Below are 24,414 nucleotides of genomic sequence, written 5' to 3'. Positions count from 1 at the left end.
GCGTGCGCGCGGTGACCGCGTGGAAGCCCCGGGCCGCGCTCCACTTGGCGGTCACCGGGGCACCTCCGCGGCCGTGACGACGAGGTTGTTCTGGTAGCCGCCCTTGTCGGGCAGGTACGGGCCGGCGCACGTGACGAGGTTCAGTAGCGCGGGCCCGTCCCGGTCGAACACCGCGCTGCGCACCAAGGCCGCCTTGGTGAGGGTGCGGCGGGCGGTGATCTCGTACGTGAGGGTGGTGCCGTCGTCGCGCACCACCCTCACCCGGTCGCCCTTCCGGACCTCGGTCAGGCCGTACAGCACACCGAGGCCGAGGCCCTTCGCGTCCACGTGCCCCACGACCACCGAAGAGCCCCGATCGGCTCCGGGAGCGGGCGAATAGCGGTACCAGCCGACGCGGTCAGGATCCTTCGGCACCTCCATTTGCCCGTCGTCGGCGACGCCGACCCGGTCGATCGGGGCACGCAGGCCCAGCCGGGGAATCACGAGCTCGCGCGGCGCCGGGACCGCGACCGGGGTGGGAGCGGGGGCGGGGGCGGCCGGAGCTGCGGGAGTCGTGGCGGTGCGGGAGAGCGCGGGGCTCGCGGGCGCCTCCGTCTTCGGCGGAACGGTGGCGTTCGGCGCGGCCCCGAAGTCGCCGGAACCGGCGGGACGGTCGGCCCGGGTGGCCAGGAGGAGCGCCGCCGCAGTGAGGGCGACGCCGAGCAGAGCCATGACGACACCGAGGAGGGTGCGGCGTTGCGCGCGGGCCGTGCCCATAACCGGCCTTTCCGGTCAGGCGGCCGTCCGGTGCCGTCAGCCACGCGGGCTGACCGCACCGGACGGCCGGCGGGGGTCGGGGAAGGTGCTACCGGCTCAGGCGGCGTCGTCGCGGCGGCGCAGCAGGTATCCGGAAGCGCCCAGCGCGACGAGGGCGCCGAGGGAGAGAACGCCCAGCACGCCTTCGTTGTGCGCGACCGCGGCCTCTCCGGTCTCTCCTGCGGGTACGCCGCCGGGCGCGGAGTGCATGCCGGTGATGCTCTGGGTCTTGAGCGCGAGGTTCTTGTCGGTGGCGCTGCCCCAGGCGTAGACGACGGTGTTGCTGCCCTCGGCCAGGTCCAGGGTCGCCGGACCGATCGCCACCGTGTCCGTACCGGCGAGGACGACGTCGGCGGAGACCGATCCGGCCGCCACCTCGCCCTTCGCCTCCTTCGGGTTCTCCAGGTTCTTGAAGACCGCGGTGCCGTCGGCGCGGACGTCCACCGCGGGAGCGGCGGCGACGTGGCGGACGGTCACCCGGGCCTTGCCGGCGGGGACCTTGGACGTGTCGTTGACGAAGGCGTCCAGCGCGGGCTTGCCGTCGGCGGTCAGGTGGGCGACGAGCGTGGCGTTGGCCCCGGCGGGGACCTCTACCGTCTTCTGGATGGCCGGGGTGCCCTTGGGACCCTCGCCGTCCTTGAAGATCTTGATGTCGTAAGAGCCCGGGTCCAGCTTCAGCGGGTCGGTGAGCGTGCCCGGGGCGAAATCGGGGAGCAGCTCCTTGTCGCCCGCGTAGACGTCCACGGTCAGGCCGGGGACGCCGTGGAACACAGACACCGTGGCCTGTTCGCCGGCAGCCTGCGTCTGGGCGAAGGCGGGAGCGGCGGCGGTGGCGGTGGCGGTCAGGGCGACGGCGATACCGGCGGCGAGAACGGCACCAGTAGAACGCGTGTTCATGACGTTGATTCCGATCGTCCGGTCGAGAAGGTCTCGAGGCCTCTGTATGTGGAGGCATTCCGCCGGGCCCCGTCGATCGGTTTCACTCGCACTCGAATCTCGTAGCGGATACGGCCGACACACCCCGAACGGCGGCAGGCCCGACCGCACCTGGTACTGCAACGGGGCTTTTCCCGATGCCTGGGCAGGTCCTCGGGACGACCGCAGCCCGAGCGTACGAGTCATGCAGCGCACGCCGGTCGAGCCGCAGCTCAGCGCCGTTTACGTCGAGCACCCGCTATGTCACCTTCTGCATATGAAGGGTGACCGCGGAAGGCTGCAAGGTCGACGGCACCCGCTGCCAACCGATGTGCGGCCAACTGATCAGCAACGACGACTGGAGGGAGATCCGGCCACCAGGTCGTGCGTCTCTTCCTGCGCTAGCGCCACCGCCCCGCAGGAGCGGGACTTCGACGCCAGGGTGACCCGGCTCACCTCACCCCTACCCATCCGCACCGCTCATCCGCAGTGCCGTCCAGGGGGCGGCCAGGGCTGGCGCGCGCGAAGCCAAGACGGCTGCCACCCTGCGGACCTGTCCCAGCTCCCGGAGAGCTGCGCTCGCCCTCGCCGGCGGGCGCGGATGGCAGGGGGCCGGAATCGAGCGTTCAGCGGCTCGTGACGTCCACGGCCCCGTCCTCCGGGGGGCGCGAGCCAGTCGCCAAGGGGGTATTCCGACAGCGGCTCCCGCCAGGAGAAACCGGGCGGGAGCCGCTGTACGACCGGTCAGCGCGCGTCGGGGGGATGGTCCGCGCGTGCCGGTCCAGGAGGTGTTCCACTTCGCTCGGTCAGACCGCCTACCCCTGCGCGCCGCGTACACACCGAGGACGCCTGGGCCGGTCCTTGCCGAGGACCGCAGGGCCCGGACGTCTTCGTCTGGGAGCACGAGACCGACAGCCGCCGCTGGGTGGCGCACAACCTGCGCGACTACCTCGGCCGTTCGCTGCGCGCCAGTGGGGACGACTGGTGCCGGCTGTAGATCACGGCCGAGTGCGGATCCGGATCCGCGAAAGGCGGAATGACGCCTGGCCGCACACGGCTTTCACCCACGGCGCAGGAGTCCCGCTCGTGGGCGTTCGCCCGGCGATGAGGTTCAGGCATAGCGGCTGAACAGGGATTCGATGTATCCCTCCAGCCTGTGAGCCAGTACGCCGGGTGTGAGGTCGACGCGGCCCAGTTCACGCCAGGGGACAGCGACCTTCTCCGCGTCCGGAGCGAATCCCAGCGCGTCCAGCAGCCGCCAGTAGAGATGGGCAGTGCCGTCTTCAGTCAAGGTTCCCCCTGCGGCGACGTAGCGATCGGCAAAGCGCATACCGGCGGGAATCCCGTGCAGCAGAGCGAGGGCCGTCGAGCAATGAGCCACGTCCAAGTCGGCCGGCCCCCAGGAGGTCTCCACCCAGTCGACGACCCCACTGATCTGAAGATCATCACCGGTACCCGTGAAGAGGACGTTGCCGGGATGGAAGTCCCGATGCAGGAAACGCCCCTGATAGGCCGGGGGATCCTGGCGGATGACGTCGACAGCCCGCTGCCAGAGCTCGGGCCGCTCGGTCGCCGCGGGCGGAGTCACCCGCTCGGGGGCGGCCCACGCCTGGTAGGTGCGAGGCCGTTGTTGCGCGGTCACCGCCAGCTGATGGATCCGCACCAGTTGCCGGGCCAGCAGGTCAGCGCGGTCATCAGCACCCCGGTCGTCCAGGCGCACGGTCCCTGGCAGCAGGGACATCAGCAAGGAGGGGTGATCGCAGTACCGCGCCGTCGCATCCACCGCCACCAGCTTGGCCGAGGGCACGTCCGTGTCACCGAGAAGGCGCAGGACAGCCGCCTCACGGGTCAGCAAACCCCCCGCGTGCCGAACGAAGAAGGGCTTGACGAAGGACCGAAGGACAAGGGAGCGCCGACCACCTGGACCCCGGAGGTCAATGCGGCGCATCTCCGACGTCCAGCCGCCGCGCAGGCGCACGACATTGTCGATCTGCTCCGCCTCGGACAGCCCCTTCTCCACCCAGGAGCGCGTGGCACCCCAGCCTTGACCGCCAAGATTCGCGCCGATGCCCTCGGCCCCCTCACCCGAAACCATGCCGGCAGACTATCCGCCCCCAGCCACCGCATCCCGGGCGAGCGGGGCGAGCATGTCTCTTGGCGAAGGCCGAGCCCTACGGGGAGAACGCGTAGGTCCGGACAGGGTCGAGGTGCAGTTCGTAGGGCCCGAAGCAGTCGGCCGCGAGAGTAGCGACCGGAGCGCCGCAGGGGCAGGCTCGGTTGAGGCCCTCGTCCCCTGCCGGTCCGCAGCACCCCGTGCTGTTCTCCCCGTTGGGCAACGGCTGGAGGCCGGTGGCGTCGTCGGGGTGCACCAGTACGGTCTGTCGGCTGCCCGCGGAGGTGACGAAGCCTTCCTCGCGGCGGATCCGGGGCCCCCGCGGCTGAGCCGGCCTGGGGTTCTTCTGATCGTCCTGTACGACGTAAGGGGGTCCCCAGGGCTCAGGATCGATCGCGTAGCGGCCCCGAGGAACGGTGGAAGGTGCCAGGCGCGTCTTCTTGTCCCGGTCACGCTCGCCGACGGCAAGGTCGGGGACAGCGGCAAGCTCCGCCAGCTCCGGCGTGATCGCGGTGCCGCACTTGGCACAGAGGAAAACGGTCATACCCCCGTTGTAGTTCTCCAGCCTGCTGCTTCGCATCCTCGTTTCGCCGGTCGGGGTCGATGCGCGCGTCGAGGGCGGGCGCCGGGATCCGTCATCGCGCGGGTTCATCTCCCCAGTCATTCAACAACGACGGCTTCTGGTGCTGCCGCTGAACGGGCCTGCAGCTCATTGCTGGTGATCAGTCCCGCGCGGGAGGTCGCCCCCGTGGAGTGCCTGTGCCGGCAGTTCACACCATGCGACGCGCCCGTTCTCCCGGGCTCACCGGTGCCGTGTGCGGGCGGCGGATTCCGGGAGCCGCGCACAGGTGGGAACCGTGCGCGGTGAGCAGAGTGCCGGGGCGGGCCCGATCAGTCGGCCGGCGTCTTGCGTGTCATCGCGGCTGCCTCGGTGATGGCGCGTTGTCTGAGATCGCCGAACAGTTGCATCGTGGCGGCGGCCAGGACGTCGTCCCCGCCCACGGTCCGCTTGTCCCCGTGGCGGGTGGACAGGGCGAGGAGGGGGTCCTTGAGCAGCGGGGCAGGGGCCGGCTCACCCGGTACCACCAGACTGACCGTCCCGAACCGCTTGACTCCGCCCTCGCGGACGACCATGGCCGCGTCCCGGGCCAGGGCCGTCAGGAACACGCTCGCGATTCCGTCCAGGTCGCGGACCATCGCCGATACCGCCCTCACGCCCCGGCTCCTCAGCAGCCTTCTCACCCCAGCCTCGAACCGGTGGGCGCCGGCCACCCCACTCGGTGTACGCGCCCCGCGGCGCTCACGAAGAGACACGACCGCGCCATCGGCGTTGCGCACCTCGCCCATCAGGCCGTGAAAGGTCGGGCTGTGCAGGTACCACTCCGATCCCACGTCCACCTCGACGTTCCGGTCGATCGCCGAGACGAGGTCCTTGGGAATCAGCTTCATCCTGGATTCCTCGGCCGCCGCGCTTCTCGCGGCGTCGACGATCTCCGTCAACACGGTCCGCGTCACCGACGCGGCGGCCCACGCGGCCTGCCGGGAGACGTGCAACGAGGTCGCGTGCCTGAACACCGCCCTGACGAGCTGAGGCTTGAACGGCAGGTCGGTCACGACGCAAGCGGTCCGCGGACGGCTGCGCTCGGCGCGCAGTGGTTGAGTGGTCATCGAGAAGGTGCTTTCTGCTGTCGGATCTGTCACGGGTCCATGCCGCACCGGGCGGCGGGTCCATGGAACTCTGCGAAGGGCGCCCAGCCGACACACGGAGTACGCGGCGCGTCGAGGCGTGGCCGGTGAGCAGGGCCTCCAGCAGGGGCTGGGTGTTCGGGGTCGGTGCCGGTCAGTCGGCACGCCCTACCGCCAGGGGGAGGTCGCGGAGCTGGCGGCGGGAGGTGATGCCGAGCTTCTTGAAGACGTTCCGCAGGTGGGCGTCGATCGTGCGCGGGCTCAGGAAGAGCTGGGTGGCCACCTCCCGGGAGGTGGCGCCGGTGGCGACGAGCCGGGCGATCTGGAACTCCTGGGGGGTGAGCGGGTGTGGTGTTCCGGTCCCCCGCGCAGGCACTCGTTCGCCGGACGCCTCCAGTTCGCGCGCGGCTCGTGCGGCGAACGCGCCGGCACCGATGGCGGCGAGTTCCTCGTGCGCGGCGCGCAGTTGAGCACGGGCCTCGGTGAGGCGTTCCGCGCGCCGCAGCCACTCCCCGTGGAGGAGTCGCGCCCGTGCGAGGTGGACGGTTCCTTCGCTGCGGCCGAGCTGGACGATGGCTTCACGGTAGAGCTCGTCGGCGGCCGGCCCGTCGGTGAGCAGCGCTCTGGAGCGCAGCTCCACCCCGGTCGCCCAGTGGGTGCCGCTGGCCGCGGTGCGTTCGGAGAGGCGTTCCAGCACCGGGACGGCCAGGTCCCGGCGGCCGGCTCGTACCGCGGCCTCCACGAACTCGACGGGCACCCAGGAGTTGAAGCCCGGTTCGTCGAGGTCGCACGCGGGACGCGACGCCTGCACCGCTGACTCGTACTGGCCCAGACCGTTGTACAGGACGGCCCGGGCGTACTCCGTGACATTGGCCAGCCGGCCCTCTCCCCGTTCGTGCGAGGCGCGTGTCGCGACATCGGCGAAGGCGGCGGTCGCGGTCTCGTCCCCGCGCCAGGCTGCGAGGGAGACGTCGACGTACACCACGGGGGGAGCTCCGGCGTCGACCGCGATCGTGTGCGTCTCGTCGACCAGGGCCGCCGCGTGGCTGAACTCCCCGGCGTGGATGTGCGCGAGGGCGCGGAAGCTCAGCAGGACCGGCAGGTCCGCCAGGGCGCCGCGCCGTCGGGCGAGGGCGATCTGCCGGTCGGCCAGCGTGCGCCAGGCGGCGTCGTCCCAGAGGTCCATCGCGGCGTTGCAGGCCATCCACACCTCTCCCAGCCCGTATTCGTCGCCGTTCCCCGTACGGCGGTAGGCGTCGATGGCTCGGCGCAGCAGCGGGGCGGCCGGGGCACAGCCCTCGCTCACCTGGGTGGCCAGGCCGTCGAGGAGCAGGTCGAGAGGGCGAGCGGGACCGTCGAGGGGCGGCAGGGCCCGTGCCGCGCCGGCCGCGTCGAGAAGGCGTGCGCCGTGGGCGAACCGGCCGACGAACACGGCCGCCGCAAAGGCGTCGAGTACCAGTTCGCGGGCGGCGGCCGGGTCGCTGTGGGCCGTCACCTCGGCGGCCCGCAGCAGCTTCGTCACCGCTTCGTCGTCGCGTCTCCTGTCGAAGGAGACGCGGGCGCGGAGGGCGGCTGCTTCCGCCCGCCGGGGCGTGTCGTCCGCCCTCAGGTCCGTCTCGGCCATCGCCACGAGGTCCAGAGCCGCGTCGGCGGCGCCGGTGTCCCGTTTGGCACGGGCGGCGGCCAGGGCTCGGGTTGCGCGGCGGTCGGGGTCCGGTGTCAAGGCGGCGGCCCGTTCGAGGAACGCGGCGGTGGCAGCGATGCCGCCGCGTGCCCGGGCACGTCCGGCGGAGCGTTCGAGCGAGGCGGCGACGTCTTCGTCGGGGCCGGCCGCCGCCATGGAGCGGTGCCAGGCCCGTCGGTCGGGCTGGTCGTCGTCGGTGACCTCGGCGAGTGCCCGGTGCACCGCGCGGCGGTCTTCCGGGAGCGCGGTGCGGTAGACGGCCGAACGCACGAGTGGGTGGCGGAACCTGACCCATGGGCTGACGGTCAGCAGCCCGGCGTCCTCGGCCGGTGTCGCCGCTTCGGGATCGACGCCGAGGAGGCGTGCGGCGCGGTGGAGGAGGGAGGGCTCCCCGATGGGTTCGGCTGCCGCGGTCAGCATCAGGAGGCGGGTCGGGGCGGGCAGTGCCTCCAGCCGCGTCCTGTAGCTCGCTTCGACGCCCCCCGGTGCGGGCTCCGTCGCGGGCAGCGCGAAACCTCCCGCCAGGTCGGCCGTCTGCGGCAGTTCGAGCAGTGCCAGGGGGTTGCCCCCCGCCTCGGCGACGATCCGCTCGCGCACCTGGCGGTCGAGCGGTGCCCGCAGCCGGGAGTCGAGCAGCCCTCGGGCGTCGGCGTCGGTGAGTCCCCCGAGCCGCAGTTCCGGTAGCCCCGCCAGTTCGTCACCGCCCGCCGGCTCCCGGACGGCGAAGACGACCGTGATTCGGTCGTCCTGGATCCGCCGGGCGACGAAGGCGAGGACCCGCGCCGAGGCCCGGTCGAGCCATTGGGCGTCGTCGACGAGACAGAGCAGGGGTTGCCTCGCCGCTGCCTCGGAGAGGAGGTTGAGCACCGCGAGACCGAGGTGGAACCGGTCCGGTGTGCCGGTGCTCAGCCCGAAGGCCGCCTCCAGCGCGCCGCGCTGGGGGTCCGGCAGCCGCCGCAGCACACTCAGCATGGGGGCGCAGAGCTGGTGGAGGGCGGCGAACGCGAGTTCGCTCTCGAACTCGGCCCCGGACACCCGCAGGGTACGGACTCCTGGTGCCGTCCTCGCGTAGTCCAGCAGAGTCGTCTTGCCGATGCCCGCTTCGCCGCGTACGACAAGGGTTTCGCCCTGCCCCGCGCGCGCCCGGTGCAGGAGTCGGTCGATCACCTGGGCCTCGTGGGAACGGCCGAGGGGTACCTGGCGTTGCGGCGGCAGGTGGGGGGTGGGCATCGAGGGTCCTCCGCCACCGTGGCACCTCGGTGTCCGGCCTCCGGGGGGCGGGGCGTCGGGCTTGCCCGGGACGGCCGCCGAAGCCACACGGCACTGTCTCGGACAGCGGTGATACCCCCTGGTCAGGAGCCTATGACATGGCTGATGGACCGTCAACGAGGGGGGTGCGCGGTCCGGTGCGGGTGTCGTCACGCGGGTCGCGGTGGGGCGCGCCACCGGGGGTCGGGGAGGGGGACAGGGAGGGGGACGGGGCCGGTCGATGCGCACATCGTCTGGTCCCGCCCCTGCTGCGCGTCTCCTGGGGTCAGAAGGTGACGGTCACCTTGCCGCGGATGTGTTTGGTGGCGAAGTCGGTCAGCGCGCGACGGGCTTCGGCGAAGGGGTAGTCGGCACCGATGGTGGTGCGGAGTTCACCGGTGACCGCCAGCGCCGCGAGCGAGGCGAGCCTGCCCTCCGGGGTGGTGGTCCCGCCGTAGACGGCGGTGACGCCGCGCTCGAAGGCGGCCGGTCCGCGCAGCGGGGAGACCAGGCGGCCGCCGCCGCGTACTGCCGCCGCGGTCCTCGCCAGCGCGGGCCCGGCGTTCGCCAGGTCGAAGACGACATCGACTCCGCCCGGTACCAGTCGCAGCGCCTCCTCAGCGATGTCCGTGTGCTGGTAGTCGATGGGGTACCTGGCTCCCAGGCCGGCCAGGAACTCCTGGTCGTCGTTGCGCCCGGTGGCGAGGACGACGAGGCCCGCCCGGTCGGCGAGCTGCACGAGGGAGGAGCCCACTCCCCCGCTGGCCCCCACCACGAGCGCGGTGTCGCCGGCGGCGGCCCCCGCGAGGTCCAGGAGCGCCGCCGCGGTCAGGGCCGCGGTCGGGAGTGCGGCTCCTTGTGCCGCCGTGAGGCCGAAGGGACGTACGGCCGCCGCGGCGGTGGCGTTCACCAGCGCGTACTCGGCCAGTGCTCCGGAGTGGACGCCGTTCCAGGCGATGACGGACTCGCCGGTGCCGAAGCCGGTGACACCGGCGCCGACGGCCTCGATCACACCGCTGACGTCGACGCCCGGGACGAACGGGTGGCGCACTGGCAGTGCTCCCCGTGCCTCTCCGGTGATGAGCACCTGGTCGACGGCGTTGAGGGCGGCCGCCTCCATCCGTACCAGAAGCTGGCCCGGGCCCGGCACGGGGTTGGGCAGATCGGTGAACTCCAGGCTTTCCAGAGGTCCGTACGTGTGCGCGACGAGCGCTTTCACAGTGTTCTCCTCGGTCGCCCCGTCGTGGGGGCGGGGTCGGTGAGTGGGATGGTCGTCCGGTGAGGTGCGGGCCGGGCCGGCCGGCGCGGCCCGGTGACGCGCGTGTGCGACGGCGTACCGCGAGGGACCCTTCGAGTCACAGGGCCAGGGTGCGCTGTAGCCAGCGCACCCGGGCCGCCCTTGCCTCACCGGACAGCGTGGCGTGCGGTACGAAGGCGTCGAAGCCGTGGAAGGCGCCGGGCCAGACGTGGAGTTCCGCCTGCCCGCCCGCCTGCCAGATCCGTGTCGCGTAGGTGACGACCTCGTCGCGGAACGTCTCGGCCGAGCCGGCGTCGATGAAGGCCGGGGGCAGCCCGGACAGATCCGTCGCCCGCGCCGGCGCCGCGTAAGGAGGGACGTCGGGGTCGCCGCGCAGGCCTCCGAGCAGAGCGCTCCAGCCGGTGTTGTTCGAGGTGCGGTCCCACACGCCTCTGCCGGCCATCTGACGGCCGGACGGGGTGTCGTCGCGGTCGTCGAGCATGGGGCAGACGAGCAGTTGTCCCGCCGGTTGCGGGCCGCCCCGGTCGCGCAGGAGCAGGGACAGGGCGGCGGTGAGCCCGCCGCCCGCGCTGGCACCGGCGACCGCGAGCCGACCGGGGTCGATCCCCAGTGCGCGGGCATGCCGCGTGATCCACAGCAGACCCGTGTGGACGTCTTCCAGCGCCGCGGGGTAACGGTGTTCGGGCGCCAGCCGGTACTCGACCGAGACGAGGACCAGGCGCAGGTCCTCCACCCAGTCCAGCATCTCGGCCAGGAGGCTGCGGTTGTCGCCGAGGACCATCCCACCGCCGTGGGTGAAGTAGACCGCCGGCAGCGGTGCCGTTGCCCCGGCCGGGCGGCAGATCAGCAGCGGGACACCGGGCGCACCGGCCGGGCCGGGCACGGTGCGCTCCTCGAACTCGACGGCACCGCCCCGGCGCAGGTCCTCGTCGGAGGGTCGGGTCGCGGCAAGGGACCGTCGTAGGGACGGGATCATGCCGGGCAGGACCGTGGGCGGCATGATCGCGGAAAGGGGCCCGAGCGCTTCGGCCAGTTCCGGGTCGAACGGGGGCGGTGGTCCGGTGCTGCTGTCGGGAGTCATGACGAACTCCTGCTCGGTCGAGGGGGTGAGGGGTGCGGCTTCCGGGCACGGGCGAACGGGTCGTGGCGGACACGACCGGACCGGACCGGACCGGCGACGGACGGACGGACGGCCAGGTCCCCGCCGTAGGCCGGCCCGCCCTCCTGTCCGGGCGTCGCGGCCGCCCGCTGGGCCGAGGGGAGGAAGCCGCTCCCCCGGGCCCCGGGGGGCCGGTGTCACGCCTGGTCGAGTCCGAGGAGCTGGAGTTCCCAGGCGAGGCTCGTGCCGAAGCTGCCACCGTGCTGGAGCATGATGTCGGTGATGCCCGGGACCGTCTTCTCCCGGGCCCAGTCCCGCTGCCACTCCGATATGACGGTGCCGGCGCAGGTGGGGACGACACCGGCCTGGATCATGCGCTGTACGCCGCGCTCGTGGGCCTCGGTCGTGGTGGCGCCCGAGGCGTCCGTCACGGCGAAGACCCGGTAGCCGTCGGCGATGGCGTGGACGGCGGGCCAGGCCAGGCAGATGTCTGTCCACAGGCCGGCCATGACGAGGTCCTTGCGGCCGGTCGCGGCGACGGCGTCCACGACGCGCTGGTCCTCCCAGGTGTTGATCGCGGTGCGGTCGATCGGCTCCTGGTCGGGAAAGACGTCCTGCAACTGGCGGATGATGCGGCCGCCGCGGTCCTCCACCACGGTGGTCAGGATGGTCGGCACGTCGAACAGCTTGGCGCCCTTCGCCAGGGCGGTGACATTGTTGACCACCAGGTTGGTGTCCGCGCTGCCCATTCCCGCGAACTGGGCGCCCTGGTGGTCGATCAGCAGCAGCACCGACCTCTCGGGAGTGAGCAGGGCGTCGAGGCCGGTGTAGGTGATGCCGTTGGCTGCCATGGAGTCTCTCCGGTGTCCGTATCGGTCGCGGCGCTCGCTTTCCGCCGCTGAACCGAAGTTCTCACGCGGCCGGCGGCCTCGGCATCGGTGATGATCGCCTACAGCCGTTGCCTAGTACTGGAACGGTTTCTGCTGTGACGGTAGGCAGGTGGGCCGTCGTCTCGTCGTGGGCGGGGAAGTCCGGCACCAACGCACCGGGTGCACCGGGCTCTCCGTCGCCACCAACCCGGCCCGCCTCGCCGAACGCAGCGAGGGCCTTCGAGCCGCCCGAGCCACCGACCGGAAACGCATGGCCCAGCTCGACGGCTCCGCCCGCCGTCCACGCGAACTCGGAGTGCCCACCAGCAGCTCACGCCTCTGGTCTGCCAGTTCCGGCGTGCTCCGGCCTGAGCGGTGAGGCAGGTCGGTGGGTTGTCCAGAACCGGGCACAAGCCCGGTCGGCATGGCCTACAAGCTGCGGGCCGGGGTGGGGCCGTGCCAGTCCAGGCACAGGACGGTGGCGTCGTCCCGGGGCGGACGGCCGTCATAGGCATCGCTGACCGCGCTGACCAGAGTGCGCACCACTTCGCGGGGATGGTCGGCGGCGGTCTTGCGCAGGAGGTCCGGCAGGTCGACGCTTCGGGCGTCCCGTTCCTGCATGCCGTCCGTGAGGAGCAGCAGGCGGTCACCAGGTCGCAGGTCGAGGGGTTGGACCTGGTAGGCGCCTTGGATGACGACGCCGAAGGGCAGGTTCACGGTCAGGCTCAGTTCGCTGACTGCGCCGTCCCGCAACCGCAGCGGCCAGGGGTGGCCGGCGTTGACGAGCTGGGCGCCGGTGCCGTCGAGGGCGATGCGCAGGAGCTGGCCGGTGGCGATGCTGTCCCGGCCGTGGTCGAGGAGCGCCCGGTGGACTTGGCGGGCCTGTTCGGCGAGGTCTTCACCGGCGCGGCGGGCGCCGCGGGAGGCGTTGACGAGGAGGGTGGCCATCAGGGATGCGCTGACGTCGTGGCCCATCGCGTCGGTGATCGACAGGTGCAGCGTGTGGGTGTCGAGACTGTAGTCGTACGTGTCGCCGGCGATGTCGGAAGCGGGGACCAGGGCACCGGCGAGGGTGAACTGGGGAGCTTCGCAGGCGGAGGCGGTGGGGAGGAGCTGGCGCTGGATCTCGGCGGACAGGCTCACGTCCGTGGTGCGGTTGCCCCAGTGGTAGAGGTCCGTGAAGCGCCGGTCGGTGACGATGACGTACGCGAGCGCGTGCGCTGCCTCCTGGATCTGCTCCAGCACGTCCGGAGGGGCGTCGGTGAGGAAGAGTTCCAGGACGCCGATGGCGTCGCCGCGGTTGGTGACCGGTGCCAGGACCCGCTGCCCTCCTGGGCCGTCCGGTGCCCGGAGCAGGCGCTGGCTGCGCAGGACCTCGTCGTAGACGCCGCTGCCGGCCAGGGGAACCTGCTCGGCACGGTCTTCCTGCTGCCGAGTGGCGGTGTCGTGGACCCGCAGCAGGCGTCGGCCGACGACGTCGACGAACAGGAACGACACATACCGGGCGCCGAATCGCTGTCGCAGATTGCGCGCCACCACATCCAGCGAGTTCACCGGAGCAGCGGCCTCGGCAGCCGCCAGCACCTGCTCCAGCCCCATCCGGTCACCAGCCACGTCAGCCTCCAAAGGGTTGCGGGCTCTCCTTCCCGTTCGGCCGAAACAATCACCATGCGGACATTCTCGGCAACCCCGACACGCATCGTAAGAAGGTCACCCCGCACCGATCTCGTCGCTCGCGGTGAAGCCCGGAAGCGCCTTCACGTCACGTAACACCCGGGACGGGTTCGCTCACAGCCCCGCGGGCCGCGGTGCCCCGGTCGCGGGGCAACCACGCCCTCATCGAGCTGCAGGCCCCGCCATGCCTCGATAACGGTGACCATGATCTGGACCGTGATCGGCCGGACAGGACCTCATCGACAGGTCCCGGAGCATGGGCGCCCTGAGCAGATGCTCCAGCCCGGCCCACTCGAAAGAGGGGCGGGTCTTCGACGGCGGTGAGGCGAGCCATTCGTTCGATGGAGTGGACACTTCCATCCTGGTCCGTGCCGTCGACAAGGCGAACCCGGATGGCAGTGCCCCTTGGTTCCTGACGGTCCGGACCTGCGTCCCCGAGGGACGAATACGGCGTGATGACGGAGGTCGTCGAATGGCTTCTTCGCCGGGCGACCACGGAGGGTTGGGTCGGATTCCTCCGCGACTCGGCCCGGGATGACGTCCAGCACATCGTGCGGCGTCAGGAGGGCTTCGAGCTTGTCGATACCCGCACGGCCACGACCCAGATCCGCGTCCGCCGGCCGGCTTGATGGCCCGCCCGCGGGCGGGCCATCTGGGACAGGCCGGTCAGCTGGCCGTATCGGCGGGTCCGGTGCGGGTGTGGGTGGCGGCAAGGCGGCAGGAGTCGTTGCAGCTCTCGATGGTCGCGCCGTTGAAGCTGAGGCGGTCGACGACGGCCGCGCGCAGGCGCGGGTCGGTGAACGTCCTCGTCCAGCCACCGAAGGAGTCGTTGGAGGCGGCGGCGGCGCTGGCCTTCTCTGATGACGAGGACTTGTCGCCGCCGCCGGCCATGGCGGGCACAGCGCGGTGCGCCGGCCGGCATCCAGGGCGCCACCGGGCCGTACGGGTCCGGTTCACGCGGCGGGTCACGGGGCGGGTCACGAGGACCGTTCCCACAGCGCGGGGCTTGTGGAAGGCTCCCAGCCCGGCTGCGACGTGTGGGCCTGCAGGCAGCGGTAGCCGTTCCCGCCGTAGGTGACCTGGTCTCCCACGGCGTAGGCGGCACCTGCCTGCCAACTGCCCGGCGAGGTCGGGCTCTGAGTCGGGGATGGGGTCGGCGTCGGGCTCGGGGAGCCGGGAGTGCCGTAGACCTTGAGCTCGTAGAGCGAGTAGCCGTACGGGGTGGCCCGCTGGGTGCCGTAGACGCGGACATGACGTGCGTCGCCCGTCACCGCGATGTCGTCGGTGCCGCCGTCGCCTCCTGTGACGGTGGCGAGGTCGGTCCAGGTGGCGCCGTCGGCGGAGGACTGGATCCGGTAGGCGGAGGCGTACGCGGCCTCCCAGTCGAGGCGGACCCGCGACAGCGCGGCGGTGGTGCCGAGGTCGACGCGGAGCCATTGGGGGTCGGAGCCTTCGGCGGAGGCCCAGCGGGTGGTGCTCTGGCCGTCGACGGCCAGGGCGGGCTCGAAGCCCGGGCCCTCGGTGGAGGATGCCGTGGCCGGCCGGCCCTGGGAGAGCAGCGTCTCGGTACCTGGTGCGGGGGCGGTGGTGACGGAGAGGGGCGCGGACGCCGCGGAGCGGTTGCCGGCGGCGTCCCTCGCCCTGACGGTGTAGCTGTACGCGGTGGCTGCGGCGAGGCCGGTGTCGGTGTAGGTGGTGCCGGTGACGGTGGCGGCGAGGGTGGTGCCGCGGTAGACCTCGTAACCGGTCACGCCGACGTCGTCGGTGGCCGCGTTCCAGGCCAGCGAGGCGCTGTCGACTGTGGTGCCGGTCGCCCGCAGTCCGGCCGGGACCGTCGGCGGCTGGGTGTCGGCGCCAGGGGTGCCGCCGGTGAGCTGGTAGGCGCGCATGTTGCGGAGCAGCAGGTAGGTGTCGCGCAGGGAGCCGGAGGTGTCACCGAGGGAGCGATAGATGCCCCACTTGGGCCGCACCCGGTCGGCGAGGAAGGTGTCGACGCCGGTCTTGGTCGCGTCGACGACCGTGGTGGTGCCGTTCTTGACCACCCACCGCACCGAGCCCGCGGTGCCGTCTCCGATCTTGATCTCGTACTCGATGTCGATCCACTTGTTCTGGAGGGGCTCCAGGTTGGTCCTGCCGACCAGGACGTCCCCGACGATGACCTTGTGCTCGATGGTCTGCACGCCGTTCACGCGGCGCAGTGAGGTGACGGTGATCGGGGAGCTGCCGGTGCCGGGCTGCTTGGTCTGCATGATGTGGGTGAAGCTCGTCGTGGCCATCAGCGAGCTGGGGATGTACATCGAGTACGTCACCCGCCAGGTCTCGCCCAGCTTCCACTGGAGGTAACTGGAGGACGAGGTCCGGTTGCCGGTGACCTCGTGACGCTGCCGGTCGGTGGACGTGTCCCGATCCACCATGTGCATGTCAAACCGATACGCACCGTTGACGGCCTTGATGTGCGGCCCACCCGCGGGGTGCGAATCGGCCCGGTCGTCCTCGATGGTCTCGAAGGCACCGAGACCCTGGACTGCCGGATCGGGAGACCATCGGAGCGTCCAGACGGGTGCGGCTCCGGCAGACCCGGAGGAGAGCAGCGGGCCGAGCAGGGCCAGAAAGACCGCGGCCAGCAGGACCGGCAGTGCGCGGCGATGCTTCATGCGTCACCCCTTGGGTGAGGTTGTCAGGTACGCAGCATGCTGCCCGAGGAGACGGGTGACAGTAAAGCTTCCTAACAAACAACGTGCGGGAGACGTGCACACCAGAGCAGCGAACGGCCCGTCACCCCTGGCCCGCAGCCGCGTGAGCGCGGGTCTACGACGGGGAGTGGACCGGGCAAGGCGCCGCCATCCTCCCGAGGAGGACCACCCAGCCCTGCCCGGGACAAGGCCACGAGCGGGAGCATCACCTCCGAACTCGGATCACCGTCCCGCCTACGGGGACGTCGGCGGAGTGGGGCGCCGCCTCCCGCTCGATTCCCTCGGTCAGCATGGCGTCGTGCACGGGCAGGAGCCACCTCGTCCGCCGAGGCCGGACGGCCCGACCGCCGGCACCCGCGGCGCCTCGGCAGGACCCGGCCCGCCGCGTACGCCGCCGGCGCCGCGAGCACCCGCTGCCCTGACGGCGGCCGACGGCCTCGACGGTGCGGTGCCCGAGCCGTGTGGCGTTCGTTGGTACGGCGGGATGCGGTCGGGACGCTGACCGACTTCGCCCTCGGGGCCGGAACCCTGGTTGCGTCGGCTGACTACGCCGAAACCCGAAAGGTGACCCGGTCGGGACCGCCGCCATGGCGGTACGCGAGCGGCGACCTACGGCGAGGGCGCGGAGACAGACGTCCAGCTGCTGTCGCCGCGGGGGCCAGAATCCGAGCCTGTCGAGCATCCACCGGGCGGTCGCCGAGCAGGAGAAGCGGCAGGCGCACCCGGAGGCGTCGCCCGAGCGCATGCCGCCCTCGCCGCACTCCGGAGCGTCACCGAGGAACCGGTGCCGGCCGCCGCGCTGCCCGCACCCCGAGGCGGGAGCGGCCGGTGACGACGCTGTGGCGGCAGGTCCTGGCTCGCTCACCGACGAGGCCCTCGGCGACGCCGAGCGGGAGCAGATCGTGTCCCGAGGGGCCGCCCAGCGTGGCGTACTCCCCCGCCCCACCAGTCCTCATTCAGGCCCGGGTCGCACGCGACGGCGTCCGGCAGCGAAGGCCCTGGCCGCTCGGGGACGGCCTGCGAGGCTGAATCGTCTTCGAGGCCTCCGCGATGTGCCGGGGCCTCAGGGAAACCCGGCGCGCGATGCGCGGGGCGCCTGGAGCTGAACCCAGGCGCCCGCACTGTTCGGCGTGACGCTACTTCAGCAGAGTGCGGAACTCGTCGAAGTCGAGGACGCCGTCGTGGTTCGCGTCAGCCGTCATGGCCTTCTTGACCTCTTCCGCGAGGTGCCCATGGGCGCCCTCGGCCTTGAAGCCCTCCGCCAACTCAACGATATTGATCCGCCCGTCGCCATCCGTGTCGATCTCGTCGAACAGCGCCCTGAGCTCGGCCTCGTTCACGGTATACCTCTCTCACGTTCACGGGCCCCAGAGGCCCACATCCCACCACCCTGCCACACCGTCGAGGGCACGCTGACGATGACAGCACGATCACTGTGCTTGCCCAGGACGGAGCTGGTACCGCTCCCCCGCCCTTGCCGGCGACCGCACGGTGACCACCGTCGTACCTGACGCACCACCACCACTCACACGAGATGCTGCGTTCCGAGGGTGACGTCGCCCCGACGGTTTCCCCGCAGCGTCGTGGGCGACGGCTTAACTCGGCTTCTTCCGCAGTAAGTTCGGCATGATGTGCGCGTGACAGCGTTCAGACAGTACTTCGAGGACAACCCCGAGATCTTCGCCGCCCTGATCGCCGCCATCGCCATCCTCGGCGGCCTTCTCGGCAACATCATCAGCGCCAAGTTCCAGGCCACCAGCGGTCGGGACCAGGCGGTGGCGGCCCGTGAGGCGGCGCAGATCGCTGCTGAGGCTCAGCGAGTGGCAGCGCTGTGGAGTGTCCGGCAGCTACAGGTTGCCGAGTTCATTCGCAGCGCCCGCGAAATGATGGTGGTCTGCAATGGTATGTATCGGAGCGATGACGATGCCGAGAGTCGGCGCGCTCGCGTGGATGCCGCATCCAGAGAGCTGGCCTTGCGGGAAGCGGAGATACGGTTGGTCGCCCCCGCGAAGGTTGCGCAGGCGGCGACCGAGGTAGCCAAGGCGACACAGAAGGCATACCTGGGCGCGATGCGCTGGGGCCCTCTTGCCGGTGGCCGGGTCGCGCTGAAGCGCCTCTGCAACAGCGAGAACGACGCGGTTCGACATGAGGCCCGGGCGGCCATGAGAGTTCTCGATGACGAGGGTTCGAGCTGGATCGTACGGCGGCAGGCGCTGTCGACTGTGGACGGTCTTTCTGGGGAGCACATTCGTCGGCTGAGTGAGCCGCCCGCGAAACCCACGCAACGCATCGTCGAGGGCATGCATGCGCATCAACGCGAGGTTGACAGGAAGTTGGCCAAGCTCCTCGAAGCCGCCCGCGTGATGCTGCGCTCCGACGACGACGCCCTCCCAACGATGCCGGCGCCGGAGCAGCGCCGCCGATGGCGGCGAGCGGCGTAGGTCAGGCCAGAACGTCACGGTCGGATGAAACCGCTGAGGCCTGTCGTTCGTCGGCCTGTCTCAGACTTCCAGCGCGACGGGCTGAACCGCCCCCCAGCGGACGGCGACAGGCATGGGCAGCAGCCAGCAGGGCAGCGGGAACGAAGCCGGCGCTGCAGAACCACCCGGGACGCCGCCCATACCGCCGGACCCCGCCCGCGACACCGCAAGGGGACCTCGGAGGGCCCCGGCCGTCGAGCGGGCGGTTAGTCCGTCTCCTTGGGATCATCTGAACGTTGGTTGACGCGTGTCGTTGACCGACGCTCGGTGGACGAGGATCGAGCTGTTGGACCTGCTCGAACACTCTGGGTAGGGGAAGGGCCCGCCTATGACCCGTCGCGGAAGTGGGCCGCCGACGGCACCTGGCGGAGGGTCTTCCCCGCGCGGCTCGCCCAGGTCGACGCCGAAGGCGACCTCGACTGGGTCGTCACGGTCGACTCCTTCATCGTCCGGGCTCATCAGCACACCGCCGGGACCCGTCAAAAAGGGGCCCGGGCCGGCGAGCCGGACCACCATGCCCTCGGACGGTCCTGCGGCGGACTGACCACAAAGGTTCTCCTCGCCGCGGACGGTAACTGCCGGCTGCTGGCCTTCGTCCCCACGCCCGGGCAGGCCGGTGACGCACCGGCGTTTCCCGAGGTGATGGCCCGCCTGCGGGTGCCCCGACCCATCGGCCGACCCAGGATCACGCGGACGTGATCGTGACCGCCAAGGCCGACTTCTCCCGAGCGATCTGAACCCATCTCCGCCGACGCGGGATCGGGCCGATCACGCAGCCCTCCGGCCAGACCGCGGACCCCAAACGCCGCTGCCGGCTCGGCGGCCGTCCGCCGACCTTCAACCGCGTGGCCTGCGAACAGCGGAACACCGTCGAGCGGTGCATCAACAGCCTCACGCTGTGGCGCGGCCAGGCCCCCGCTCAGACAAGGCCGCCACCCTCCGTTCAGGCGACGGTCAGGACGACCTTGCCGCGGGTGCGGCCGGAGCCGACCAGCTCGTGGGCCTTGGCCGCTTCTTCGAGGGGGAGCGTCGCCGAGACGTGGGGACGGATGCGGCCGGCGTCGATCAGGGTGGCGATCGCCTCCAGGGAGGCGTAGTCCGGTTCGACCGAGATTCCGGCGAAGCGGCGGCCCTCGTTCTCGATGCGGGCGGCGAGCTCGGTGTTCCAGTGTTCCATGATGCTGACCAGGGTGCCGCCGGGCTTCAGGACGTGCAGCGCGCGCTCGCCCTCGGAGCTGGAGTCGAAGACGACGTCGACGTCCGTGACCGCTTCGGTGTAGTCGGTGGTGCGGTAGTCGATGACCTCGTCCGCGCCGAGCGCGGTGACGAACTCGTGGTTGGCGGCGCTCGTCAGGGCGGTGACGTGCGCGCCGTGTGCCTTGGCCACCTGGACCGCGAAGTGGCCGACGCCGCCGGCCGCGCGGTGGATCAGGACCCGCTGGCCTTCGGTGACCCGGGCCGCGTCGACCAGGCCCTGCCAGGCGGTGAGGGCGGCGAGCGGCACGGCGGCGGCCCGCACGTGGTCGAGTGAGGCGGGCTTGCGGGCCACCTGCCGCGAGGGCACCGCGATGTACTCGGCGTAGCCGGTGGCGGCGCGCGGGAAGAACGGCATGCCGAAGACCTCGTCGCCGGGCTTGAAGCGGGCGCCGGGGCCGGCTTCCTCGACGACACCGGAGATGTCCCAGCCGACACCGAACGGCGGCTCGCCCAGGAGCGGGTAGGCGCCGGAGCGCACGGCCACGTCGACCGGGTTGACGCCGCTGGCGTGCACGCGGACCAGGACCTCGCCGCCGAGCGGGGCCGGCTTGTCCCTCTCGGCGAGCTCGAGGACCTCGGGACCGCCGAAGGACTTCTGGATGACAGCACGCACGATGAACTCCCTGTAGCCGTAGTCGTCTTGGGGCGCCCGCCCCGTTGACCTCCACACTAGGAAGATCGAACGAGATGCTGAATATCCTTCAGTCTCCGAAAGATGTCCGAGCGTTCACAGCGGCCGAGCGAGGAGACAGCCCGGCGGCAGCGTTCGCCGTATGCAGCGGGTGCGCCCCGACAAAGGAGGCCGCCCTTCCGTCACCCTTCGCTGCTTCCTGCCTGACTCCTGGGCGCCTCTGTCCCGCTCATGGGCGGGGACGTAGCCCATGTCGCCCTTCCGGCCCAGAACGAAAAGGTCGCCTCCGCGGGAGCCGGGTGAGCCTCCCTGCCTATGGCTTGAGATCGAGACGGACGAGGGCGCCGATCTCGACGAGTTGGTCCGGCAATGCCAAGTCGAGGACGCCCATGACCGTGCTGGTGGGCCGGTGCTCGCCGAAGTACTCCGCATGGAGTCGTGCTGTGGTGTCGAAGTTCTCGCGCAGGTTGCGCACGAGAACCGTGGTCTCTGCTATCTGACTCCGCTGAGCCCCGAACTGTCGAAGGACCAGGTCCAGATTCTCCAGCGCGGTACGGACCTGCAGCTCGAAGTCGCCGGTACCCACGAAGTTGCCATGCCGGTCATGCGACAGCTGCCCCGATACGTAGACGGTGTCACCGACCTGGATGGCCTGGCTGTACCCGTACAACGCCTCCCACGGCACACCGAATCCGAATGCCTTCATCTGAGGCCCCATCACTCATCTCCCTGTCGCCGCACTTGGGGCGCGAGTTGCCCCTTGCGGAAAGAACTTATGGGCCCGCGTGAACGAAGTTTGTCTGTCAGTGTCGTCGCAGCGTTCTCTTCGCGCATGAAGCCTGGCTGCAGTGGATCCGTAGACCCTCGGGGTGCCGATCGAGCGGCGGTCGTAGTCGCTGGTCGGGCTGGTGACGGTCGGGGCAGGAGGCTGGGTGCGGATCGCGTCCGGCCGGCGTTGAATTGCGGGTCGGTCGATTATGGGGCTGTAGGTGAGCAAGAGAGGCAGGGAAGAGTCGACGGGGCGGGCGGCTGTGCCCCGCTCGGTGCGTTGGCGTAGTCGCGCTGGGGACCGCCCGGTGCTGAGGGGGCGCCGGTCCACGGAGCCCGGAGCCCCCTCAGCTCTTGGCGCAAGACCTTCCTCAGCCGCGGCGGCTGGACAGCCGCGCTGCACGAAGCTGGCCCTCGGCTCCGGGGTACGGCTGTTTCGGTGCCCCTCCGATGCCGGACGCCTTGCCGCTGAGATGTGGGCGACGCGAGAGCGAAGGACGGAGCGAGGTGCTGTCCGGTGACGGGGTGCCCTTGATTCCGCGGGGAGCGACGCGACGGCGTGCGGTGCCGGTTCTGGTTCCGGTTTCGGCGCCGCCGCGACGCCGACGCCGGGCAACAAGGCGGACGCGGGTGACTGGCGCGGGTCGGACCTGCCCACTCTGGCGGCGGGCACCGCGGTCATCGCGGACGGCGCCTACCTCGGCACCGGCCTGCTCGTCCCGCACTGCCAGAGAGCTGGTCGCCCCATCCCCCGCAGGCAGGAGGAGGGCAGAGCCGAGCGCCGAAGGGTGCGAGCCCTTGTCGGGCACACCTTCACTCGGATCGAGAACGGGAAGACCCGCACGACTGTCGACAGCGAGGCGGCGCAGTTCACCATGCCCTCCAGGACGCTGCCGCCCCGCACAACCTCGCCGTGACACGGTGAAACAGCAGGACCGGTCCCATCGCGCCCGCGCGACACTCGACACCCGTATTGTCTCTTCATGACCCTTTGCTCCGCTTATGTCTGCTTGGGTTGATGATGTCGGCTGCGAGAAGGGAGCGTGCGGTTGTCGGAGCCTACGGCGATGGGGCGGCGTCTGCTGGATCACCTCCTGCTCGAGGCGGTGCGGGACCTGGGGGCGCATGCCGCCGGCGTGTACGTGCTCCCGCCCGGCGAGGAGGTGCTCACACTGGAGGTCATGACCGGGCTGCCGGCAGAGTTCGCCCAGCCTTGGCAGCGGATCTCCCTCGGCCACCCGGTGCCGGTGACCGACGCGGTGCGGACCCGTGACCTGGTGTGGGTGGGGTCGCAGGAGGAGCTCGCGCGCCGTTACCCGCGTGCCGCACTGGTGCTGCCCTACCACTTCGCGCTCGCCGGGGCGCCGGTGGTGCACGGCGAGCGGGTGATGGGGGCGCTGCTGCTGTTGTGGCCGGGGCCCCGGCACGACCTCGTACCCGCGGTCCGATCCGGTATCGCCTCGGCGTGCGCCTTCCTCGGCCATGTGCTGGCCGCGGCCCAGCAGGCCGGCCAGCCGCTGACCCCGCGGGCGGCCGCGCGAACCCTGGCCCGCCCGGGAGCCGGCGAACCGACGGCGCCGGGGAACGCCGCATCCGGATACGCCGAGCGGCTGCCCGAGCCCGGAGTGGCACTCGGCCTGGACGGACGGGTCACCTTCATCACCGGCGCCGCTGCCCGGCTGGTGGGCACCGACGGTCAGCGGCTGCTCGGCGCGCTGCCCTGGGAGGCGCTGCAGTGGCTGAACGACCCGGTCTACGAAGACCGCTATCGCACAGCTGTGATCAGCCGCCGCCCCACGTCCTTCGTCGCGAGGCGGCCCGACGGCACGTGGCTGCGCTTCGAGCTGTTCCCCGACGACACCGGCATCAGCGTCCGCATCACCCCCGATCCCGGCCCGGGCGGCGAGACGACCGCCGGGGCGCCGCGGGCCGAGGCGGCGGGCGCCCCGGCGGCGCCGGTGCGGGTGGGGGCGCTGTATCATCTGATGCACCTGGCCGGAGCCCTGAGCGAGGCGGTGACCGCCGAGGACGTGGTGCGGCTCGTGGCCGACACGGTGCTGCCCGCGTTCGGCGCGCAGGCCCTGGCGATGTTGGCCGCCGAGGGCAGCCGGCTGCGGATCGTCGGCTACCACGGCTACCCGGCAGAGGCCATGGACCGCTTCGACGGCACCCCGCTCACCTCGCCCACCCCCGGCGTTCGGGCACTTACGGAAGGTGCGGCAGGGTTCTTCGCCTCACGCGAGGAACTGGAGCGCGCCTACCCGGCCCGCGCCCGGCGGGAAGACGGGATGGCGGCCTGGGCGTTCCTTCCGCTGATCGCTTCCGGTAAGCCGGTCGGCACCTGTGTACTCGCTTTCGCCCAGCCCCACGTCTTCGCACCGGAGGAGCGGGCCGCACTCACGTCGCTGGCCGGGCTGATCGCCCAGGCCCTGGACCGCGCCCGTCTCTACGACACCGAGCACGCCCTGGCCCAGAGCCTGCAGACCGGCCTCCTCCCGCACACCTTGCCGGCCGTGGCCGGGCTGGAGCCGGCGGCCCGATACCTTCCCGCCACGCACGGCATGGACATCGGCGGCGACTTCTACGACCTCATCCGTCTCGACGCCCACACCGTGGCCGCGGTCATCGGCGACGTGCAGGGCCACAACATGACCGCCGCCGCCCTCATGGGCCAGGTCCGCACCGCCATCCACGCCCACGCCACCGCCGGCGCCCCGCCCCACGAAGTCCTCGCCCGCACCAACCGGCTGCTCTGCGACCTCGACCCCGGACTCTTCACCAGCTGCCTGTACGCCCGGATCGACCTCGCCGCCCACACCGCGTGCCTGGCCACCGCCGGCCACCTGCCACCACTGCTACGCCACCTCGGCGGCGCCACGACGGTCGTGGAGCTCGAGCCCGGACTGCTGCTCGGCATCGACGCGGACGCCACGTACCCCACCCGCACCGTCGCGCTGCCGCCCGGCGCAGTGCTGGCCCTGTTCACCGACGGCCTGGTCGAAACCCCCGGTCAGCCTCTGGACACCCGCATCGCCGACCTCGCGCACGACCTGGCAACCGGCCCAGCCGACCTGGACGCCCTGGCCGACACTCTCACCGCACCGGTACGTTCCGCCGCTGACCGTACGGATGACGTCGCCCTGCTCCTGCTCAGGCCGGTTGCACCGCACAGGTGATCCGGCTGGGCTCGGGCTCCGGCCGCATCTTGCCCGGGCTGATCGACTCGCTGCTCCTGTACGAGTAC

The 24,414-nt window shown here is 71.4% G+C and carries 16 protein-coding genes and 3 pseudogenes; 3 read left to right on the top strand and 16 right to left on the bottom strand.

The window, feature by feature from the left end:
* Nucleotides 1-51: 51 nt before the first annotated feature.
* The 14 genes and pseudogenes from ABFY03_RS37290 to ABFY03_RS37230 form a co-directional block, all read right to left on the bottom strand.
* Complete coding sequence (locus tag ABFY03_RS37290) at nucleotides 52-756, bottom strand: class F sortase (protein ID WP_319007593.1); 705 nt, start codon at nucleotides 754-756, stop codon at nucleotides 52-54.
* A 96-nt stretch (nucleotides 757-852) separates the two neighbouring features.
* Complete coding sequence (locus tag ABFY03_RS37285) at nucleotides 853-1,692, bottom strand: DUF4397 domain-containing protein (protein ID WP_346172146.1); 840 nt, start codon at nucleotides 1,690-1,692, stop codon at nucleotides 853-855.
* Between the two features lie 1,129 nt (nucleotides 1,693-2,821).
* Nucleotides 2,822-3,805, bottom strand: coding sequence for a phosphotransferase family protein (locus ABFY03_RS37280; RefSeq protein WP_319007595.1), 984 nt, complete (start codon nucleotides 3,803-3,805; stop codon nucleotides 2,822-2,824).
* Between the two features lie 76 nt (nucleotides 3,806-3,881).
* Complete coding sequence (locus tag ABFY03_RS37275) at nucleotides 3,882-4,367, bottom strand: hypothetical protein (RefSeq protein ID WP_319007596.1); 486 nt, start codon at nucleotides 4,365-4,367, stop codon at nucleotides 3,882-3,884.
* Nucleotides 4,368-4,714: 347 nt separating this feature from the next.
* On the bottom strand, nucleotides 4,715-5,491 hold the full coding sequence (locus ABFY03_RS37270) for a hypothetical protein (protein WP_346172371.1): 777 nt from the start codon (nucleotides 5,489-5,491) through the stop codon (nucleotides 4,715-4,717).
* Between the two features lie 172 nt (nucleotides 5,492-5,663).
* On the bottom strand, nucleotides 5,664-8,423 hold the full coding sequence (locus ABFY03_RS37265; RefSeq protein ID WP_346172145.1) for a helix-turn-helix transcriptional regulator: 2,760 nt from the start codon (nucleotides 8,421-8,423) through the stop codon (nucleotides 5,664-5,666).
* A gap of 304 nt (nucleotides 8,424-8,727) precedes the next feature.
* Nucleotides 8,728-9,660 carry an NADP-dependent oxidoreductase gene (locus ABFY03_RS37260; RefSeq protein WP_319007599.1) on the bottom strand — a complete coding sequence of 311 codons (933 nt, stop codon included), beginning with the start codon at nucleotides 9,658-9,660 and terminating at the stop codon, nucleotides 8,728-8,730.
* A gap of 136 nt (nucleotides 9,661-9,796) precedes the next feature.
* A complete protein-coding gene (locus tag ABFY03_RS37255) occupies nucleotides 9,797-10,780 on the bottom strand; it encodes an alpha/beta hydrolase (protein ID WP_346172144.1) in 984 nt (327 codons plus the stop codon).
* A 215-nt stretch (nucleotides 10,781-10,995) separates the two neighbouring features.
* A complete protein-coding gene (locus ABFY03_RS37250; protein ID WP_346172143.1) occupies nucleotides 10,996-11,649 on the bottom strand; it encodes a hydrolase in 654 nt (217 codons plus the stop codon).
* Between the two features lie 447 nt (nucleotides 11,650-12,096).
* Nucleotides 12,097-13,281 (bottom strand): PP2C family protein-serine/threonine phosphatase, encoded by a 1,185-nt coding sequence (locus ABFY03_RS37245; protein WP_346172142.1) that lies wholly within the window; start codon nucleotides 13,279-13,281, stop codon nucleotides 12,097-12,099.
* A 726-nt stretch (nucleotides 13,282-14,007) separates the two neighbouring features.
* A pseudogene (locus ABFY03_RS37240) lies at nucleotides 14,008-14,199 on the bottom strand (ATP-binding protein); the annotation flags it as partial.
* A gap of 119 nt (nucleotides 14,200-14,318) precedes the next feature.
* A complete protein-coding gene (locus tag ABFY03_RS38010; RefSeq protein WP_428838210.1) occupies nucleotides 14,319-15,230 on the bottom strand; it encodes a discoidin domain-containing protein in 912 nt (303 codons plus the stop codon).
* Nucleotides 15,213-15,995 (bottom strand): annotated as a pseudogene (locus ABFY03_RS38005) (Tat pathway signal sequence domain protein); the annotation flags it as partial. The pseudogene ABFY03_RS38005 and the gene ABFY03_RS38010, both read right to left, overlap by 18 nt.
* Nucleotides 15,996-17,170: 1,175 nt before the next feature.
* Entirely contained in the window at nucleotides 17,171-17,374 is a 204-nt protein-coding gene (locus ABFY03_RS37230; protein WP_189954746.1) for an EF-hand domain-containing protein, read from the bottom strand.
* Nucleotides 17,375-17,671: 297 nt separating this feature from the next.
* Here ABFY03_RS37230 and ABFY03_RS37225 point away from each other — a divergent pair, with 297 nt between their 5' ends.
* Together ABFY03_RS37225 and ABFY03_RS38000 are read left to right on the top strand one after the other, a co-directional pair.
* Nucleotides 17,672-18,475 carry a hypothetical protein gene (locus tag ABFY03_RS37225; protein WP_346172140.1) on the top strand — a complete coding sequence of 268 codons (804 nt, stop codon included), beginning with the start codon at nucleotides 17,672-17,674 and terminating at the stop codon, nucleotides 18,473-18,475.
* A gap of 381 nt (nucleotides 18,476-18,856) precedes the next feature.
* Nucleotides 18,857-19,428 (top strand): annotated as a pseudogene (locus ABFY03_RS38000) (transposase); the annotation flags it as partial.
* A gap of 29 nt (nucleotides 19,429-19,457) precedes the next feature.
* On the opposite strand, the gene ABFY03_RS37215 reads toward ABFY03_RS38000, so the two are convergent.
* On the bottom strand, nucleotides 19,458-20,384 hold the full coding sequence (locus ABFY03_RS37215) for an NADP-dependent oxidoreductase (RefSeq protein ID WP_346172139.1): 927 nt from the start codon (nucleotides 20,382-20,384) through the stop codon (nucleotides 19,458-19,460).
* A 331-nt stretch (nucleotides 20,385-20,715) separates the two neighbouring features.
* Nucleotides 20,716-21,108 carry a RidA family protein gene (locus ABFY03_RS37210; protein ID WP_386723604.1) on the bottom strand — a complete coding sequence of 131 codons (393 nt, stop codon included), beginning with the start codon at nucleotides 21,106-21,108 and terminating at the stop codon, nucleotides 20,716-20,718.
* 1,129 nt (nucleotides 21,109-22,237) lie between these two features.
* Here ABFY03_RS37210 and ABFY03_RS37205 point away from each other — a divergent pair.
* Entirely contained in the window at nucleotides 22,238-24,346 is a 2,109-nt protein-coding gene (locus tag ABFY03_RS37205; protein WP_346172137.1) for a GAF domain-containing SpoIIE family protein phosphatase, read from the top strand.
* Nucleotides 24,347-24,414: the final 68 nt, after the last annotated feature.

It is taken from the genome of Streptomyces roseofulvus, from assembly GCF_039534915.1.
Classification (GTDB): domain Bacteria; phylum Actinomycetota; class Actinomycetes; order Streptomycetales; family Streptomycetaceae; genus Streptomyces; species Streptomyces roseofulvus.
The sequence above is the reverse complement of the archived record's forward strand: the minus strand, read 5'-3'. Positions and strand labels throughout refer to the sequence as shown.

What these genes read in the sequence shown, in the direction of transcription:
- ABFY03_RS37290 (WP_319007593.1), bottom strand. Translation starts at nt 756, where the DNA reads ATGGGCACGGCCCGCGCGCAACGCCGCACCCTCCTCGGTGTCGTCATG.
- ABFY03_RS37285 (WP_346172146.1), bottom strand. Translation starts at nt 1,692, where the DNA reads ATGAACACGCGTTCTACTGGTGCCGTTCTCGCCGCCGGTATCGCCGTC.
- ABFY03_RS37280 (WP_319007595.1), bottom strand. Translation starts at nt 3,805, where the DNA reads ATGGTTTCGGGTGAGGGGGCCGAGGGCATCGGCGCGAATCTTGGCGGT.
- ABFY03_RS37275 (WP_319007596.1), bottom strand. Translation starts at nt 4,367, where the DNA reads ATGACCGTTTTCCTCTGTGCCAAGTGCGGCACCGCGATCACGCCGGAG.
- ABFY03_RS37270 (WP_346172371.1), bottom strand. Translation starts at nt 5,491, where the DNA reads ATGACCACTCAACCACTGCGCGCCGAGCGCAGCCGTCCGCGGACCGCT.
- ABFY03_RS37265 (WP_346172145.1), bottom strand. Translation starts at nt 8,423, where the DNA reads ATGCCCACCCCCCACCTGCCGCCGCAACGCCAGGTACCCCTCGGCCGT.
- ABFY03_RS37255 (WP_346172144.1), bottom strand. Translation starts at nt 10,780, where the DNA reads ATGACTCCCGACAGCAGCACCGGACCACCGCCCCCGTTCGACCCGGAA.
- ABFY03_RS37250 (WP_346172143.1), bottom strand. Translation starts at nt 11,649, where the DNA reads ATGGCAGCCAACGGCATCACCTACACCGGCCTCGACGCCCTGCTCACT.
- ABFY03_RS38010 (WP_428838210.1), bottom strand. Translation starts at nt 15,230, where the DNA reads ATGCGCGCCTACCAGCTCACCGGCGGCACCCCTGGCGCCGACACCCAG.
- ABFY03_RS37210 (WP_386723604.1), bottom strand. Translation starts at nt 21,108, where the DNA reads ATGAAGGCATTCGGATTCGGTGTGCCGTGGGAGGCGTTGTACGGGTAC.
- ABFY03_RS37205 (WP_346172137.1), top strand. Translation starts at nt 22,238, where the DNA reads ATGGGGCGGCGTCTGCTGGATCACCTCCTGCTCGAGGCGGTGCGGGAC.